The organism is Priestia sp. FW507-14D1A (genome assembly GCF_058781295.1).
Genome location: NZ_JBYSWQ010000001.1, coordinates 337,265 through 353,146 on the forward strand (window position 1 = coordinate 337,265; position 15,882 = coordinate 353,146).

Below are 15,882 nucleotides of genomic sequence, written 5' to 3' on the forward strand. Positions count from 1 at the left end.
TAGAATCCTACTAATCTAAAAAAGAACCCCTTGCTGGGATAGCAAAGGGTTCTTACAAGTTGAGCGTTCACTATAATCAAACGTACTTATTACGCTCAACCGGACTTAAAGACTTGCTTGCAGACCGAGCTGCCATGTCCGTTTCAATTTGCTCTAGGCTGCGTCCTTTTGTTTCAACAACTACAAAACGTATGAAGAATAATCCGAGAATACAAATGATCCCGAACGTTGAAAAGATAACGCCCAAACTAAACTGATCAGCTAAAATTGGGAACACAAGCCCTACTGCCAGCGATCCCGTCCAGTTAAAAGCAGATGAAATCCCAGCACCGATTCCGCGTACAGAAAGCGGGAAAATTTCTCCTACAATGATCCACGTAAGCGGCGCCCAAGAAAACGCATAGCAAAGGATAAAGCAGCAAAGAGCAATTAACGTAACCCAGTTAACAACAACTTCATTAACCCCTAACGCTCCTAGAATAGCCGGTGTAAAAAATGAAAGAGCCATACCCGCCCCGCCAATCGTAAGAATGGTACGGCGGTTGAATTTATCAACAAACTGCAGGAAGATAAGTGTTGTCACCACGAAGATTACCCCAACAATAACCGTAAAGCCAGCAGCTACCTGCGGGGCTAAACCAACTTGACGAGCAATGCTTGTTGCATAATAAACAATTGAGTTTGAGCCTTGAACCTGCTGAAAAGTTGCCATTCCGACACCGATAATTAAAGCTAGACGAAACTTTTTATGAAACAGCTGTTTAATGCCTGATTTCTCATGCACAGCTACGCTTTCAATTTCAGACACTTCTGCTTCCACTTCAGCTGTTGAGCGGCGAAGCGTACGCAGCACTTCACGCGCTTTATCTGGCATTCCATTTTTAATTAAGTAGCGAGGCGACTCTGGAAGCTTGATCATACCGATGCATAAGACAATTGCAAAAATACCGGCGCTGCCAAGCATTAATCGCCAGCTGTTTGGAACCGGCTCAAAAATAAAGGCTACGATATAGCTTAATAATAATCCAATTACAATCATTAGCTGATTTAAACCTGAAAGCTTTCCGCGAATATGAGCAGGTGCGATTTCTGACATATAGGCAGGAACTAACGAAGAAGCCGTTCCTACTGCTGTACCTAAAAAAATGCGCGCAATCGTTAACGTAATTTCCTCCGGTGCAATCGCGGAACCTATGGAGCCTAAAAGAAAGATGATAGACGAAATTAAAATTAATTTTCTTCGCCCAAACTTATCGCCTAATAATCCGCTTAAAATGGAACCGATAATGGCTCCGCCCATTAGCGACGAAACTACAATTCCCAGCCAGAGCGGACTCAAATGAAACGCTTCACGGATATGACCTTCTGCACCAGCAATAATCCCAATATCATAACCGAATAAAATACCGGCAAATGAGCCGAAGAAGAAGATAAACTTACTTGATACTTTACTCATGATTATATCCCCTTTGTATTGTCTTAGTTTTGCTTCCTATCACACAAATTTAAAACGCTTTCATTTATTTCTAAAAACGGCGTTCTTTTACTAACGCTATATTTTCACTTCCAAGGAAGCAGCGCTCCCTCGGAAATGTGAATGCTTACTTAATAATGACGTACTCTAGATCCACAAGCTTTGCATAGCTGACGATTTGATCCGTCGTTAAATTTAGTGAAAAAACCGTATGATGGCCTCCTCCGTTTTCAATCCACGCTTTAAGGCCGTCTTGGAAGTTCGGCTTAATGTTCCAAAGCACGCGCGCTACCGGAAGATTTGGAGCTGGAACTTCCGGCTCAAATGCCGATACTTCGTTAATTAACAGCTTGTAATGCGTGCCGAAGTCAGCCATGGAAACGACTACGCCTTCTCCTTGTTTACCATCAAACACTAAGCGGGCCGGGTCTTCGCGGTTACCGATACCTAGCGGAGAAACGATTAGTTTTGGTTTGTTTACCGCTAGCGTCGGGTCTACTTCAAGCATGTGTGATTGAAGCACTGACTCACGTCCGGGAGCCAATTCATACGTGTAGTCTTCCATAAAGCCCGTTGACTGATTATGACTCATTACTTTAAGCAAACGGTCAAGCGCCGCTGTTTTCCAGTCTCCTTCACCAGCAAAGCCGTATCCCTGTGCCATCAAGCGTTGTACCGCTAGACCAGGAAGCTGCTTCATGCCGTATAGATCTTCAAAGTTAGTCGTAAAAGCGCTGTAGCCGCCTTCATCTAGAAAACGTTTAATCGCAATTTCATAGCTTGCCTGTACTTTTACGCTAGATTCCCAGTCTTCTGCAGAATAATCACCGTAGACAAATTCATACGCGTCTGCATATTCAGCAAATAAATCATTGATTTCTTCTTCCGTAACGGCATTTACATATTGAACAAGGTCGCCGATTCCAAAGTAGTCAACCGTCCAGCCAAATTGAATTTGCGCTTCAATTTTGTCTCCTTCCGTTACGCCGACGTTGCGCATATTGTCACCAAAACGCGCAACTTTAATGTTGAAGCTTTCGTTGTAAGCAGCGGCTACGTCCATCCACTGTGCAATTTGCTGCTGTACTTCGGGGCGCTCCCAGTAGCCTACTACGATTTTATTTTGCTTGTTCAAACGCGCGTTGATAAAACCGTATTCACGATCACCGTGAGCGGACTGATTCAAGTTCATAAAGTCCATATCAATCGTTTCCCAAGGAATGCTTTCGTTAAATTGTGTTGCCAAATGAAGCAGCGGTTTTTGCAGTAGCTTGGTGCCGCGAATCCACATTTTTGCAGGCGAGAACGTATGCATCCACGTGATTACGCCGGCAACTTCATCTCGGTAATTCACTTCTTTCATCACCTTTGTAATTGTATCAGCACTCACTGCTAAATCTTGCAGAACAATCGGATAAGGCAAGACACCGCTTTCATTTAAAGCATCAGTCATTGTTTGCGCGTGTGCTTTTACTTCTGCTAGCGCTTCTTTTCCGTAAAGATGCTGTGAACCAACAATAAACCAAAATTCTTTTTGAGCTGTTTTTAACATGATAATCCCCTTTTCTGTATGTAAGTCTTTTATTGTCCTTGCCCGTAATACGCGTTTTGTCCGTGTTTTCGTAAATAATGTTTGTCTAATATACGCTGCGGCAGCTCTTCAGCCAGCCCGTTTAATTTTTGTGTAAAGAAGTTCATTTTGGATACTTCGTCTAATACGACGCTGTTCATTACCGCCGATTTGGCATCTTTTCCCCACGTAAACGGCCCGTGCCCTTGAAGTAAAATACCAGGAACCGCTAACACATCTAAGCCGCGCTCTTCAAATGTTTCGATAATCACCTTGCCCGTTTCCACTTCATATCCGTCATTCACTTCTTTTTCGGTCAAAAAGCGTGCGCACGGTACGGAACCATAAAAGGTATCGGCATGAGTCGTTCCCATTGCCTGCACATCAAGTCCTGCTTGAGCCCAAATGGTAGCCCACGTTGAATGCGTATGGGCAATACCGCCAATTTGGGGGTAATGTTTATAGAGTACGGCATGCGTCAGCGTATCAGATGACGGATTAAGCTCACCTTCTACCACGTGACCATCTAGATCAACGACTACCATGTCTTTAGCCGTCATTTTTTCATACGTAACGCCGCTTGGTTTAATTACAAACAAACCGCTGTCTCGATCAATGGCACTTACATTTCCCCACGTATACTTGACCAGTCCGTGTTTTGGCAAATCGACGTTTGCTTGAAATACTTCTTCTTTTAATTTATCTAGCACACTAACTCCTCCCGTTCTTCGCTGTGGTGCTCTGCAGCTGCTTTTTCAATCACTAGCCCTTTTTTATATCTTTTAATAAATGCTTCAAACCCTTTTACGTCCAGTTCGTCAGGATAAATTTCTTGTGCGGTCACTTCTTTAAAGACTCTATTATCCAAGAAATCTTCTAAACTTTCATTCTCACTTTTATTGAGCATATAAGAAGAAAGAATAGCCATTCCCCACGCTCCTCCTTCTCCAGCTGTGGCCATGACGGAAACCGGGGTATTAATTGCCGCTGCCATCATTTTTTGACCAACTACCGGCGTTTTAAATAATCCTCCGTGCGCTAAAATACTGTGAATCTTTACGTTTTCTTCTTTGACTAAAAGATCCATTCCTATTTTTAAAGCGCCAAAAGCTGTAAAAAGATGTGTACGCATAAAGTTTGCTAGATTAAAATTGCTTTTTGCTGAACGGACAAATAGCGGACGGCCACTTTCTACTCCGGTAATATTTTCACCTGAGAAATAGCCGTAGCTAAGCAAGCCCCCTCCATCAGGATCAGCTTCTAACGCTTTATTTAACATCACTTCGAATAATTTATCCGACTCTACTTTTTGCCCCATCGCCTCCAAAAATTCGCGAAACAATCCGAGCCAGGCGTTTAAGTCGCTTGAGCAGTTATTCGCATGAACCATTCCAACTGGACTGCCGTTTGGCGTAGTAACCAAATCAATTTCCGGATAAACGTTTGAAAGCTTTTTATCTAGTACAATCATTGCAAAAACGGACGTTCCTACTGAAACATTTCCCGTGCGTTTTCTTACGCTGTTTGTCGCCACCATTCCCGTTCCCGCATCTCCTTCTGGAGGACAAAATGGAATGCCTGGCTGCAAATTTTTAGACTGATCTAAAATACTAGCCCCAATGGCTGTTAACGTACCTGCTTGCTCACCTGAAGTATAAACTGTAGGCAGAATATCTGATAGTTGCCACAGATATCCTTTGTAAGAAATAAGCTCATCAAACTGCTTCATCATATCTTCACTGTAATTTTGCGTGCGTTCATCAATTGGAAACATCCCCGAAGCGTCTCCAATGCCAAGCGCCTTACTGCCCGTCAGCAGCCAGTGAATATAGCCGGCTAGCGTTGTCATGTAATCAATGCGCGGCAGATGTTTTTCTTGATTGATGATTGCCTGATAGAGATGCGCAATGCTCCATCGTTCAGGGATATTAAATTGGAAATGTTCAGTTAATTCTTTTGCTGCTGCGCTTGTTGTTGCATTACGCCACGTTCGAAACGGAACAAGCAGCTCACCCGTTTTATCAAACGCCATATATCCGTGCATCATAGCTGAAACGCCGATGGAGCCAACTGTTCGAATGGTGATTCCGTAGCTTCGTTCCACTTCTTGCTTCATTTCACGGTAAGCACTTTGCAGACCTGTAATAATATCGAGTAAGTTGTACGTCCAAAAACCGTCTTCTAAGAGATTTTCCCATTCATAACTGCCCGATGCGATCGTTTCAAAGTTTTCATTAATCAGCACCGCTTTAATACGAGTAGATCCAAGTTCAATTCCAAGGGACGTTTTCCCTTTAGCAATTGCTTGTTTGATGCTTTCTTGAGTTGTTTTCACGTTTATTCTCCTTTCTGATAGCTATAAATATACCTATAGCAGTAAGGAAGCGCTTTCCGTTTTATGTAACGCTGTTTGAATTTGTTAACAACCTAAGTATATTTATTTGTACGTACATTTGTCAATATAAAAATTATATATGCACACAAATACTCAAAACACCCTACTCTTCCCTTCTTAAACTTTTAAAAAGTCGGTATCCAATCCTTAAATCATTTCCCTTTCGATTAAAAACCAAGGAAATCTTTTCATTTATTCATGTTCATGATAAAATATGTCCATACAAATTTTACGCATAAAAAAAGTTGAATGTATACAACTACGAAAGAAGTGAAAACATGAAGCCAAAATATCAGGTGATTATTGAGGATATAAAAAGCAAAATTCTTTCAGGCGATTACAGCATGGGCGAACAAATCCCGACTGAATCGGTCATGCAAGAAACGTATGGTGTCAGCAGACATACGGTTCGAAAAGCCATTTTAGAGCTGTCAAATGAAGGATTTTTAAGAAGCGAAAAAGGATCTGGCACCTATGTAAGCAATCAGTATCAATCCAAATCTAGCGGGACTTCTGCCAACAAAACAATCGGTGTAATTACCACGTATATTTCCGACTATATTTTCCCTTCTATTATTCGCGGAATTGAAAGCAGATTAAATAAAGATAATTATTCGCTGCTGCTGGCGAGCACGAATAACGATGTAGAACAAGAAAAAAAAGCGTTGGAAATGATGCTTTCCTACGGAGTAGACGGTCTAATTGTTGAGCCTACAAAAAGCAATTTGTACAATCCAAACATCTCGTATTATTTATCATTCAAAGAACAAGACGTTCCGTTTACAATGATTAACGCCTACTACGAAGAATTGGACGTTCCGTTTTTTTGTCTAGACGACGTTCAGTCAAGCTACCTTGCTACAAATGAATTAATTTCAAAAGGACATACGCAAATTGGACTCATCGCAAAAATGGATGACCTGCAAGGGAAGCACCGAATGAAAGGCTACATAAAAGCGCTCGGTGATGCAAAACTCCGCTTTCAGCCTGAGCATATTTTGTCTTTTAACACGGAAACAAAGCTTGATTTGTACGCTAATTTGAAGACGTTTCTTGCTGAAAATCAAGACGAAATGACCGCTCTTGTCTGCTATAACGATGAAGTGGGATTAGAAGTCGTAAATGTATGCAGACAGCTCGGCATTTCCATTCCGGACAAGTTGTCAATTATTGGTCAAGATAATTCGTACATCGCTAAAAATGCAACGATTAATTTAACAACGTTAACCCACCCGCAGGAACAAATGGGACACGACGCGGCGGATTGGATTATTAAAAAGCTGCAGGGCAAAAAAGAGTTGCCAAACGAAACCTACTATCAGCCTGTGTTAGTTGAAGGTGAAACGATTAAAGAGTTAAATGCGAAGCGCGACGAAGTTCGTTAAAAGAAGGCTTCCTTAGAGGTCTATAAAACTTTTTATTGTTTACGAAAAAAGTGACGGTTGGCGAGAAAAAGTAAATAGCCTATCAAAAAGCGACCTCTGCTTGTCAAAGGTCGCTTTTATTATTTCTTTGATTGTTTAATACGGTCAAGATACTGCTTCGCATGAAGCAGACCAAGATTTTTTTCTTTTCGTATGTATTTAATAGCCTGCACATCACTTCGCCCATTCATCATCATCAAATTGACTCTGTTTTCAAAAGCCTCGTCTTTCTCTATTTCTAGCTGCTTCCACTCTTCATCTAAATCACGTTTAGGTGTTTTGAGCAGGAATATCACGAGTATAACAAGAACGCTGCTTGTGGTGATATAAAGCCAAAGCCAATCGAGAAACCAGCTGTTAATCACATTCACTACGATGAGAATGGTGAAACAAGAGTATAGCCTTGTTTGATACTTATTAGCTTTTTTTGAATCTATTTTATTAGAAAATATCCCCACAGTCAGTCCCCTTTTAACACGTTATCCGCGCTTTTTTCTACTAATCTCTCTTAGTGTAAACTGCAGCTTCTTTTTACCTGACGATGACGCTTTTGGTCGTACCCTCGCTTGTCTGATAGCTTCCTGAACTGTTGCTGCCAATCACTTGTATGCTGCCGTAATTACGATAATCTTCGTCCGAAACATGAGAGGTTTGTAGTTGTTTTAACTCCGTTCCTTCTAAAATAAAGTAAGGGCCGTCATAACTCGTATTCTCGTACTCACCGGAAGAATAAAGGTGCGTGTACGCATAGCGACTAGTTGTAAAGAAATGCTGGTTATTAAGAACCTCTACCTTCGAAAAAAACTCATCTGCGGTCATTAATCGGTCATATTGAGCAGGCTTTCCATCAACTTTGTCACTTGTAACCGTCAACCGATCCTCTCCTTTGTCTTCACATGAAAAACAAGAGCTGTAATCTAGCATTTTATAGGAGTTATGATCAGAAGGATCTATTAATGTAAACCGCATAGAAGATATGTTTTGATTCCTATCGAGCGTTAAACGAAAACTTTCTATTCTTGCATTGTTCTGTGACAGCTGCTGTTCTTTTCGAAATGATTCCCAGCTTTTGCTTACTTCTCCAGACTTCAGCTCATCTCTCGTAAATAGAAGCGTTTGTTTTGTACCTTTATAAACGACATTTACGATACTGAGAATAAGGAGAGCAAGGAGAGCAAGGATTGCCAGCCAGCAGATGGTTTCTGCTGCCTTGTTTTTCGCCATAGTTGTTCTCCCCCAGAAGTTACATGTGTGCGTATCATAAAACAAATACACATCATACAAATTACCATTTCCCCTAAAAAATATCAATTAATCTTACATTATAAAACTGAATATCTAGTTAATTAACAACTCATAAAAAAAGCAGGGCTCTTTTCAAAGCCCTGCACTTTTATTTCATATTTAAATAAGGTTAAACGCTTTTACCACTTGAGCAACCGCAAACGTAACCCCAATCGCAATCACTGTTGGAATCGCAAAGGCAAGAAACGTCCACTTGACATTTTTGGTTTCTTTATAAATATTCACAAGCGTCGTTCCGCATGGAAAATGCAGGAGCGAAAACAGCATCATATTAAGAGCCGTTAGCCACGTCCAGTGGTGATCAAGGAAAATTTGTTTGAGTCTTGTTGCATCTTCAATTTCAATTAATGAACCCGTTGATAAATACGCCATCAGTAGAACCGGTACAACAATTTCATTAGCCGGCAAGCCAATAATAAAAGCAGCTAGTATATACCCGTCTAGCCCCAGCGTCTTGGCAAACGGATCAAGAAACTGAACGAAGTGCATTAAAATACTTGTGTCACCGATATAGATATTAGCCAATACCCACGTTAACACCGCTGCGGGTGCTGCAACAATAATCGCGCGTTTTAACACAAACAGCGATTTATCCAGCGTCGCGCGCACAATCGTATCAACAAATTTCGGCTTGCGGTAAGGCGGAAGCTCTAGCGTATAGTGTGTTGGTACTCCGCGCAGCGCCGTTTTAGACAGTGCCCACGATACGAACAGCGTCACCACAATTCCAAATAACACCGTTCCCACTACAACAAGAGCCGTTACGAAAGTTTTAGCACTTCCTGTAAAACCGGTCGCCATAAATAAAGAAGCTAACAAAATCAGCGTAGGCCATCTGCCGTTACACGGAACAAAGTTATTTGTTAAAATCGCCATCATACGTTCACGCGGCGATTCAATAATACGAGTCGACATAATCGCTGCGGCGTTACATCCAAACCCCATCGCCATGGTTAGTGACTGCTTGCCGTGTGCGCCTGCTCGTTTGAACAAACGATCCATATTAAACGCTACGCGAGGCAAGTAGCCGTAGTTTTCTAAAAGCGCAAACACCGGGAAAAAGATGGCCATCGGAGGCAGCATCACGCTAATAACCCATCCCGTACCTCGAAACAGTCCTAGTACAAGAATTCCGTGCAGCCATTCTGGTGCATGCATCGCTTGAAAGAAAGCTGTTAAGTACCCTTCCGCCCAGCCAAAACCTTGTGCGATTAATCCAGAAGGAACGTTTGCGCCGGCTATGGTGATATAAAAGATGACCGATAAAATGCCAAGCATAATTGGAAAGCCCCAAATTGGCGAGGTAAAGACTTTATCTAGCTTTTCTGTGCGCTGAAGCTTTGAGCGGTCTTCGTACACAACTGATTTTTTACATATTTGCTGCGATGACTTGTAAATACTTGCGACCATATTGGAACGATGATCTTTTTCTTTTGCCTGCTGGGCATAGCGCGTTAGCTGTTCCATGGCTAATGAGTTTTCAGGAGTTGACGGATTTCCCATATGCGCTGTTCCTCCTTTCTGTGTGACTGATATCTTGCTGCTGACGCTGCTGAATGGTTTCTAAAAATGACGTGTCTCCATCAAGAACCCGTAAAGCAATCCAGCGTAGAGGAAATTGATTTCCCACAATAGAAGCGACTTGAGGTTCTAGCTCCTTTAGTGATGCTTCAATTTCTTTTGTGTACTGCACCTGGTAAGGATTAAGATTTACTTGCCCTCGCACGACTTGCTCAATCGCATCCAGCAAATTCGTAATTCCTTTTTTATTGCGAGCTGATATAGTCACAACCGGTACGCCTAACGATTCAGCGAGCTTTTTTTCGTTAATTACAATTCCTTTTTTCTTTGCTTCATCCATTAAGTTCACGCAAATCACGACGTTTTCCGTCATTTCCATTACCTGCAGGGCTAAATTAAGATTTCGTTCCATCGCCGTTGCATCCACCACAACAACCGTAACGTCAGGTCTTTCAAATAAAATATAGTCACGCGCTACTTCTTCGTCCGCTGAGTTTGAATAAAGTGAATACGTTCCAGGTAAATCAACGATTGTGTAGAGCTGCTGGTGATGTTCAAATGTCCCTTCTGCTTTGGCTACGGTTTTTCCCGTCCAGTTTCCCGTATGCTGCTTAAGACCGGTTAAGCTATTAAATAACGTACTTTTTCCTGTGTTCGGATTTCCTGCTAATGCAATACGATACTTACTCATCGTCGTCACCTACTTTTTTTACATAAATTTTTGAGCTCTCTTCTTTTCTGAGACCAATCGTTGTATGACTGACTTGATAGGCAACAGGATCTCCTAACGGGCTTTTTTGAAGCACTTTGATAATTGCTCCTGGAATAAATCCTAAATCTAACAAGCGTCGCTTCAAGGCACCTTCGATTTCGATTCGCTCTAGCTGTACCGTTTCACCTGTCGTAAATGTAGACAATGGATAATTATTTACACTAGCCATCTATTTTTCGTCCCTTCTCATTTTTTACCTAAGGTTATGTTTTTTTCACCAGACCAACTTTTAAGGTAAAAAAAATATGCTCGTTGATTTTTAATAGGGTATTCTGCTGGTGCAGAAAAATGAACATGTCAGCATCATTTATTTAAAATTTTCAGTTTTTACTTGTCATGATACCGAAAGTTTACCACAGGAAACTTTTTTAGTCTAGGGTAAAATACTGTGTTTTTTCTTATTTCTACTGAAGGCATAAAGTGCGCCCGCTATTTTATTTAATCATTTAATAAGAGGAATCAAGTCGAAAAATAATTTAGTAAACACAAATTAACAAAAGTAAAAAACTGTAAAAATATGCTATACTAGTGAATGGGTTTTTTTGAAAATAAAGTATTGATTAGCTTTAAAACCTCAAAAAATCACTTTAGGGGGCTTTTATGAAAAGGTTCAAAAGAGTTAGCGCAGTTGTTTTAGGTTTGGCTTTGTTATTCTCACCGCTTGCTCCGCAAACAGTTGCAGAAGCAAAAGACGTGTGGGGGAATCAGGAACTGGTTAAAGGGCAAATAGGACGCGTTACCGTTTTAAAGAACACGAATCTTTACAACATTAAAAACAACAAGTTAGTAGCGGCTAGAAAAGTGACAAAAGGGCAAGTATTCCGCGTGTATTCTGAGTCCAGCAAATTTGGTGGTCTGTATGGGGTATCAAAGGGTACCTATGCTCAGAAGTCATCAAGTATTAAGTATGAAAAAGCACCTAGTGACAAAATTCAAGCACTAGGAGTAACGGTTACGAAGAAATCTTTAGCAAGCAACATTAGCTATCCGCAGGTATCCGGCCTTATCAATAAACCATTTGAGGCTAGCTATAATCGAAAGTTTTTAAACATTGCGAAAGAAGCACAAAAAGAACACAACGAGCTAAAAGAACAAGAAAAGGAAGACCGCAAAAACGGCTGGGCACCAGGTCCTTATTCTCGTAATATGACATACTCTGTACCTTACAACCAAGATAATATTTTAAGTGTTGCTATTACGAATGATGCGTACGCTGGCGGCGCTCACGGCAACGCTTGGATTGATACTTATAATTACGATTTGTTGAAAGCTCGACAAATTAGCTTAAAAGATATTATTAACAACAACACTAAGTTGAATAAAGTTAATAACTATATTCGCAATGAAATGATTGCTCGCAATAAAAAAGGTGCTCAGTTCTGGGTTAATGAATTTAAGTCTGTAAACTTAAAAGAAGATCAGTTTTACTACACAAGTAGCGGCATTGCCATTATATTTGGTGAGTATGAGTACGGCCCGTATTCTAACGGCATTCATACGTTTAAAATCCCGTCCAGCGTTTATAAATAAGATAATCGTATAAAACAAAAAAGAAGCTTACGAATCATCAGTTCATAAGCTTCTTTTTTGTTTTTCTGCAAAATAAGCGGAGCAAAAAAGAAAGGTTATTCCTAATCCCCTTCCCTTTTACCATCATTTTTTCGGATATTGCAGAAAATCAAATTATACAGCCATGGAAGAACTCAGGGCTGCCTACATTACGCTGCTGATAGCCGAGGAGAACTGCTTTTCGAGGTATTTTTATAGTGTTTAAAAAAGAGAAATGGTCAGAACTAACGTCAGCAAGGAGCCTGCGGATGTTAACATCATTATTTTTCGGTTACTCTGATTCTTTTCAGGCTTTAAAAACTCTTGAATTGCTGCAAACCAGACAACAAAAGTGATTAAAGAAAGTATCCCCATAGACATACGAGCCTCTCCATTCATATATGTATTTAGATTTTCAACACATCTAATCAACAAACTTTCCAGACCAAGTTACTAAAATAAATGCCACTTCTGATCCAATATTAACATAAAATCCCATAACCCTTTAATGCATTGTGTAAAACTACAATATTTTAAAAAACAGGCCCTTTATAAAACACTCTTTTGAACTGAAAATAGACATACAGCTGTCTTTGTCTATTCTCCACTTTACAAATGATATACTTGCTTATAGAAAAGCCTCTCAGATCTCATCAAATACTTACTCTATCTTCGAAGAAAGCTCACATTGTTAGGAGGAAACGACATGATTAAAAAGTTGGACCATTTTGTACTAACGGTAAAAGACGTTGAAAAAACCATTCACTTTTATACGATTATTTTAGGCATGCAGAAAGAGACATTCGGAGAAGGAAGAATAGCGCTTCGTTTTGGTGAACAAAAAATAAACTTACATCAAGCGGGACATGAATTTGAGCCAAAAGCAAAGCACCCTCTTCCCGGCTCTGCTGATTTATGTTTTATTACAGAAGAAAAAATCGAAAGCGTAATTAGTCATTTACAAAAACATGATGTAGAAATTGAAGAAGGACCCGTCAAACGAACAGGTGCTGTAGGCCCTATTGTTTCTGTTTATATTAGAGATCCTGATTACAATTTGATTGAGCTATCGAACTACTTAGATTAAAGACATCTTACTAAAAAAGAGAATGCACGAGGCATTCTCTTTTACATGGCTATATAAGCCCCTTCTTCAGCTATAAACTTTACTCTTTAGACTTGCCTATCTCTACTTTTTTCGTAAACATTTTCATGTCACCGTCTACCGTAACGTGAGCGGTAATCATGTATTCACCGTCTTCTTTAAACGTATAGTCCGTGCTGTATACACCTTTTCCTTCGTGCGGAGCTTTTGTCATTTCTTGATTGATGTAGCCTTCTTTTTCAACTTGGAACTGCACGTCATCGGCGTTTTCCACTTTTTTATCTCCTTGCGTCACAAGGACTTTAAGCTTGACTTGTTCATTTGCTTGAATTGATTCCGGTACTTCAATCGTTCCTTTTACTTCTTTTGAACTTGAATCATTTCCTTTTGAACAGCCTACTATAGCTATCATTAAAACGAATAATACGATGCTGAGTTTTTTCATTATGTTGTTCTCCTTTGTTATGTAAATGTGAAGTCTTCCTGCAATTTCATATTATACTCATTTATCCGGTAAAAAGAGAAAAAATGCTTATTGTCCACATAAAGTTCTTATTTCTACAGTAGCTTTTGCATCTTTTCATTTCTCTACTCGCCCTTCGCTCCACAAAAAAAGCTGAAGAAGCTTATTGCCTTCTCCAGCTTTGCCTTTATCTCTGCGGTTCTTCTAACGTGTACGATGAGAGTGCGTTTTCTACCCATCTTACAAAATCTTTGCTTGCTCCCCAATCAATATTTAATATCCCTTCTGCGCTTCCAGAAGGAATACACTTTACTTTGTTTGGACCCGACACATTTTCTAAAATAATCGTTAATGATCCTCTGCCGCCGGTGCGAAAAAAATAGCGTTCAAACACAAGCGTACACATCTGCTTACCGTCTCCGAGATCATAATATTCTTTGTATAATAAGTCACTTTCCGAATTATTTGCGTTCACAAGCTTTTTTGCTCCATCAAAAGGAAGCAGCGTCGTTTTAAACTCAATTACTTTTTCCATCACTCAAGCCCCTTTCTATCGCAATAGATATCTACTACTTCTCTTTTTCTCTCTAAAAAACCTGCCGCTTCTCTTTATGTACAATATGGTACAATAGAAAAGAAAAGAAATTGTTTGAACGGAAAAAGGAGCACACAACCTCAATGAATACACGAGATGAAATTATCCAAGATGTGGTTTCAACGATGCGAAACCAAACTAAAAAAATGCAGATGTCAGTTATCCCCACTTTAAAATCATATATTCCTTTAAATGAATTTTTAGCGCTTCACATGCTATATAAAGAAGGGAATCATATCGTTTCTGAGATTGCCGAGCATATGCACATCTCAAACAGCAGCATGACGTGCATCAGCGACCGCCTCATGGAAAGAGAATTTGTTACGCGCGTACGCAGTCAAAAAGACCGCCGCGTTGTCTACTTATCGATTACGGATAAAGGAAAAGCGTTTGCAGAAGAAATGGAAAAAGTACTCACCAAAGAATATGGTGAAAAGCTTAGCCATTTTACGGATGAAGAATTACAGACGTTTCTTCGCTTGTTAAATAAAATGGATATCTAATAAAAAACCAGATGCTCGCTAAGCGCATCTGGTTTTTATTTTGTTATTTGTCATTCACCTTCAAATTAAAGGCGTCCGAGGTTAAATCTTTTGAACTGTCGTTTTCGTAATCACTTACATACGGAACAAATCGCAGCATAACCACTCCTTTGTCATTTCGGTACTCTCCGTCCATTTCTATCACTCTGTCTGTTCCGCCTCCACTGCCGCTTTCAGAAAGATCTCTTCCATTTTGGTCTTTTATTTTTACGCCCACGTTCGTTCCATCATTGATGCTTCCTGTTGACGATGTAAACGTATAGTGCAGCTTAATCGAAACAGGTGATACCCGAACTTCTTTGATCGACAATACGCCTTCTATTCCTTTTTCGTTAATCGGAATTTCTTTATTCAACGGATACACTTTTGTATCAGCAATAATTTTTGAGCCGTTTACGCTAGTGTGTACCATCCAATTCCCTTTAATTTCTCCGTAGGAATCCCGGTAGTTCCCGCTTTTCGTCTGGTCAGGATTCTTTTCAAATTCTAGACTTGTGAACTGCGCGCTGATTTGATAATTTTTATTTCGATCAATATGATCCAGCACATTGTAGCCTTCCACATCGATTTTCCCGTCTCCGTCCGTGTCCGCTTGCGTTAATTTTAAAGCATACAGATAGTTCCAGCTTCCGTCTTTGTTTTTGATTGGTTCCTCTCTAATACTGGAAGCTGAATCAAAAAACGACATATTTCCGATTTTCACACGCAGCGCTCCCGGTCGAATTGGCGCGTCTCGGTTAAGTCCTAGTGCGGTTCGCCTAAATTCATCTGCGCTAATCGTCAATCCAAGCAGCACCTGTCCGTCATCAAGCATCAGCTCATTTACTTTTACTTGAATGCCTTGGTCCGTTGCCGTTTCATTTACCGTTTTTTTATAGCCGCTCAAGCTGCCTTCAGGCTTGTTCATAAGCAGCTCAATTTGCTGGCCAAGTTGCTGACTGATTCGCACAGCCGATGCCCGTACCGTTTCGTTTTGCATCATCACAGGCGTCACAGCAAGCAGCAGCACCGCAGCGGCAATCAGCGGACGCCCTTTTTTCCGCGCCGGCTTTATTTCACGTTTTAAGCGCTTTTTCATTCGTTTTTTCTCACTTGCCGTTAGCTCAATTTCTTCATATTCATCAAAATCTACAGAAGATCCGTTTAATAAGTCGTATTGATTTTTCAT

General features: G+C 40.4%; 17 protein-coding genes. 4 read left to right on the forward strand and 13 right to left on the reverse strand.

Features of this window, described 5'->3' with window-relative positions:
* Positions 1 to 76: 76 nt before the first annotated feature.
* The 4 genes from AC3WJG_RS02050 to AC3WJG_RS02065 form a co-directional block, all read right to left on the reverse strand.
* A complete protein-coding gene (locus tag AC3WJG_RS02050) occupies positions 77 to 1,456 on the reverse strand; it encodes a sugar porter family MFS transporter (protein WP_337134287.1) in 1,380 nt (459 codons plus the stop codon).
* A gap of 145 nt (positions 1,457 to 1,601) precedes the next feature.
* Positions 1,602 to 3,026: an L-arabinose isomerase gene (araA, locus tag AC3WJG_RS02055; RefSeq protein ID WP_337134288.1), complete on the reverse strand. Its 1,425-nt coding sequence runs from the start codon at positions 3,024 to 3,026 to the stop codon at positions 1,602 to 1,604.
* A gap of 29 nt (positions 3,027 to 3,055) precedes the next feature.
* Positions 3,056 to 3,754, reverse strand: coding sequence for an L-ribulose-5-phosphate 4-epimerase (locus tag AC3WJG_RS02060; RefSeq protein WP_337134289.1), 699 nt, complete (start codon positions 3,752 to 3,754; stop codon positions 3,056 to 3,058).
* Positions 3,748 to 5,379: a xylulokinase gene (locus AC3WJG_RS02065; RefSeq protein ID WP_337134290.1), complete on the reverse strand. Its 1,632-nt coding sequence runs from the start codon at positions 5,377 to 5,379 to the stop codon at positions 3,748 to 3,750. Before AC3WJG_RS02065 ends, AC3WJG_RS02060 begins: the two co-directional genes overlap by 7 nt.
* Before the next feature lie 338 nt (positions 5,380 to 5,717).
* Between AC3WJG_RS02065 and AC3WJG_RS02070 the strand changes: the two genes are divergently transcribed.
* Positions 5,718 to 6,824 (forward strand): GntR family transcriptional regulator, encoded by a 1,107-nt coding sequence (locus tag AC3WJG_RS02070; RefSeq protein WP_337134291.1) that lies wholly within the window; start codon positions 5,718 to 5,720, stop codon positions 6,822 to 6,824.
* 119 nt (positions 6,825 to 6,943) lie between these two features.
* Here AC3WJG_RS02070 and AC3WJG_RS02075 read toward each other — a convergent pair whose 3' ends face one another.
* From AC3WJG_RS02075 to AC3WJG_RS02095, 5 genes are all read right to left on the reverse strand, one after another.
* Positions 6,944 to 7,321, reverse strand: coding sequence for a hypothetical protein (locus AC3WJG_RS02075; protein ID WP_102813870.1), 378 nt, complete (start codon positions 7,319 to 7,321; stop codon positions 6,944 to 6,946).
* 73 nt (positions 7,322 to 7,394) lie between these two features.
* Complete coding sequence (locus AC3WJG_RS02080; protein WP_102813869.1) at positions 7,395 to 8,087, reverse strand: hypothetical protein; 693 nt, start codon at positions 8,085 to 8,087, stop codon at positions 7,395 to 7,397.
* A gap of 180 nt (positions 8,088 to 8,267) precedes the next feature.
* Positions 8,268 to 9,635, reverse strand: a complete 1,368-nt coding sequence (locus tag AC3WJG_RS02085) for a nucleoside recognition domain-containing protein (protein ID WP_028409533.1) — start codon at positions 9,633 to 9,635, stop codon at positions 8,268 to 8,270.
* Between the two features lie 13 nt (positions 9,636 to 9,648).
* Positions 9,649 to 10,380, reverse strand: a complete 732-nt coding sequence (locus tag AC3WJG_RS02090) for a FeoB small GTPase domain-containing protein (RefSeq protein WP_102813867.1) — start codon at positions 10,378 to 10,380, stop codon at positions 9,649 to 9,651.
* Positions 10,373 to 10,630 carry a FeoA family protein gene (locus AC3WJG_RS02095; RefSeq protein WP_013084241.1) on the reverse strand — a complete coding sequence of 86 codons (258 nt, stop codon included), beginning with the start codon at positions 10,628 to 10,630 and terminating at the stop codon, positions 10,373 to 10,375. Before AC3WJG_RS02095 ends, AC3WJG_RS02090 begins: the two co-directional genes overlap by 8 nt.
* 431 nt (positions 10,631 to 11,061) lie before the next feature.
* Here AC3WJG_RS02095 and AC3WJG_RS02100 point away from each other — a divergent pair, with 431 nt between their 5' ends.
* Entirely contained in the window at positions 11,062 to 11,991 is a 930-nt protein-coding gene (locus AC3WJG_RS02100; RefSeq protein ID WP_337134292.1) for a DUF3298 and DUF4163 domain-containing protein, read from the forward strand.
* A gap of 240 nt (positions 11,992 to 12,231) precedes the next feature.
* Here the strand turns inward: AC3WJG_RS02100 and AC3WJG_RS02105 are convergent, their stop codons facing one another.
* Entirely contained in the window at positions 12,232 to 12,390 is a 159-nt protein-coding gene (locus AC3WJG_RS02105; protein ID WP_221840954.1) for a hypothetical protein, read from the reverse strand.
* Positions 12,391 to 12,715: 325 nt separating this feature from the next.
* Between AC3WJG_RS02105 and AC3WJG_RS02110 the strand changes: the two genes are divergently transcribed.
* Positions 12,716 to 13,096 (forward strand): VOC family protein, encoded by a 381-nt coding sequence (locus tag AC3WJG_RS02110; RefSeq protein WP_098332654.1) that lies wholly within the window; start codon positions 12,716 to 12,718, stop codon positions 13,094 to 13,096.
* Positions 13,097 to 13,175: 79 nt separating this feature from the next.
* On the opposite strand, the gene AC3WJG_RS02115 is transcribed toward AC3WJG_RS02110, so the two are convergent.
* Positions 13,176 to 13,559, reverse strand: a complete 384-nt coding sequence (locus AC3WJG_RS02115; protein WP_043981069.1) for a FixH family protein — start codon at positions 13,557 to 13,559, stop codon at positions 13,176 to 13,178.
* Between the two features lie 205 nt (positions 13,560 to 13,764).
* Complete coding sequence (locus tag AC3WJG_RS02120; RefSeq protein WP_028409537.1) at positions 13,765 to 14,112, reverse strand: DUF6054 family protein; 348 nt, start codon at positions 14,110 to 14,112, stop codon at positions 13,765 to 13,767.
* A 143-nt stretch (positions 14,113 to 14,255) separates the two neighbouring features.
* Here AC3WJG_RS02120 and AC3WJG_RS02125 point away from each other — a divergent pair, with 143 nt between their 5' ends.
* On the forward strand, positions 14,256 to 14,675 hold the full coding sequence (locus tag AC3WJG_RS02125; protein WP_060745124.1) for a MarR family winged helix-turn-helix transcriptional regulator: 420 nt from the start codon (positions 14,256 to 14,258) through the stop codon (positions 14,673 to 14,675).
* A 43-nt stretch (positions 14,676 to 14,718) separates the two neighbouring features.
* Here the strand turns inward: AC3WJG_RS02125 and AC3WJG_RS02130 are convergent, their stop codons facing one another.
* Positions 14,719 to 15,882, reverse strand: coding sequence for a DUF4179 domain-containing protein (locus tag AC3WJG_RS02130; RefSeq protein ID WP_337134293.1), 1,164 nt, complete (start codon positions 15,880 to 15,882; stop codon positions 14,719 to 14,721).

Excerpts from the sequence above, each read along its gene's own strand:
- AC3WJG_RS02050 (WP_337134287.1), bottom strand. The coding sequence starts at position 1,456 with ATGAGTAAAGTATCAAGTAAGTTTATCTTCTTCTTCGGCTCATTTGCC.
- araA (WP_337134288.1), bottom strand. The coding sequence starts at position 3,026 with ATGTTAAAAACAGCTCAAAAAGAATTTTGGTTTATTGTTGGTTCACAG.
- AC3WJG_RS02070 (WP_337134291.1), top strand. The coding sequence starts at position 5,718 with ATGAAGCCAAAATATCAGGTGATTATTGAGGATATAAAAAGCAAAATT.
- AC3WJG_RS02080 (WP_102813869.1), bottom strand. The coding sequence starts at position 8,087 with ATGGCGAAAAACAAGGCAGCAGAAACCATCTGCTGGCTGGCAATCCTT.
- AC3WJG_RS02085 (WP_028409533.1), bottom strand. The coding sequence starts at position 9,635 with ATGGAACAGCTAACGCGCTATGCCCAGCAGGCAAAAGAAAAAGATCAT.
- AC3WJG_RS02090 (WP_102813867.1), bottom strand. The coding sequence starts at position 10,380 with ATGAGTAAGTATCGTATTGCATTAGCAGGAAATCCGAACACAGGAAAA.
- AC3WJG_RS02095 (WP_013084241.1), bottom strand. The coding sequence starts at position 10,630 with ATGGCTAGTGTAAATAATTATCCATTGTCTACATTTACGACAGGTGAA.
- AC3WJG_RS02100 (WP_337134292.1), top strand. The coding sequence starts at position 11,062 with ATGAAAAGGTTCAAAAGAGTTAGCGCAGTTGTTTTAGGTTTGGCTTTG.
- AC3WJG_RS02105 (WP_221840954.1), bottom strand. The coding sequence starts at position 12,390 with ATGTCTATGGGGATACTTTCTTTAATCACTTTTGTTGTCTGGTTTGCA.
- AC3WJG_RS02110 (WP_098332654.1), top strand. The coding sequence starts at position 12,716 with ATGATTAAAAAGTTGGACCATTTTGTACTAACGGTAAAAGACGTTGAA.
- AC3WJG_RS02115 (WP_043981069.1), bottom strand. The coding sequence starts at position 13,559 with ATGAAAAAACTCAGCATCGTATTATTCGTTTTAATGATAGCTATAGTA.
- AC3WJG_RS02120 (WP_028409537.1), bottom strand. The coding sequence starts at position 14,112 with ATGGAAAAAGTAATTGAGTTTAAAACGACGCTGCTTCCTTTTGATGGA.
- AC3WJG_RS02125 (WP_060745124.1), top strand. The coding sequence starts at position 14,256 with ATGAATACACGAGATGAAATTATCCAAGATGTGGTTTCAACGATGCGA.
- AC3WJG_RS02130 (WP_337134293.1), bottom strand. The coding sequence starts at position 15,882 with ATGAAAAATCAATACGACTTATTAAACGGATCTTCTGTAGATTTTGAT.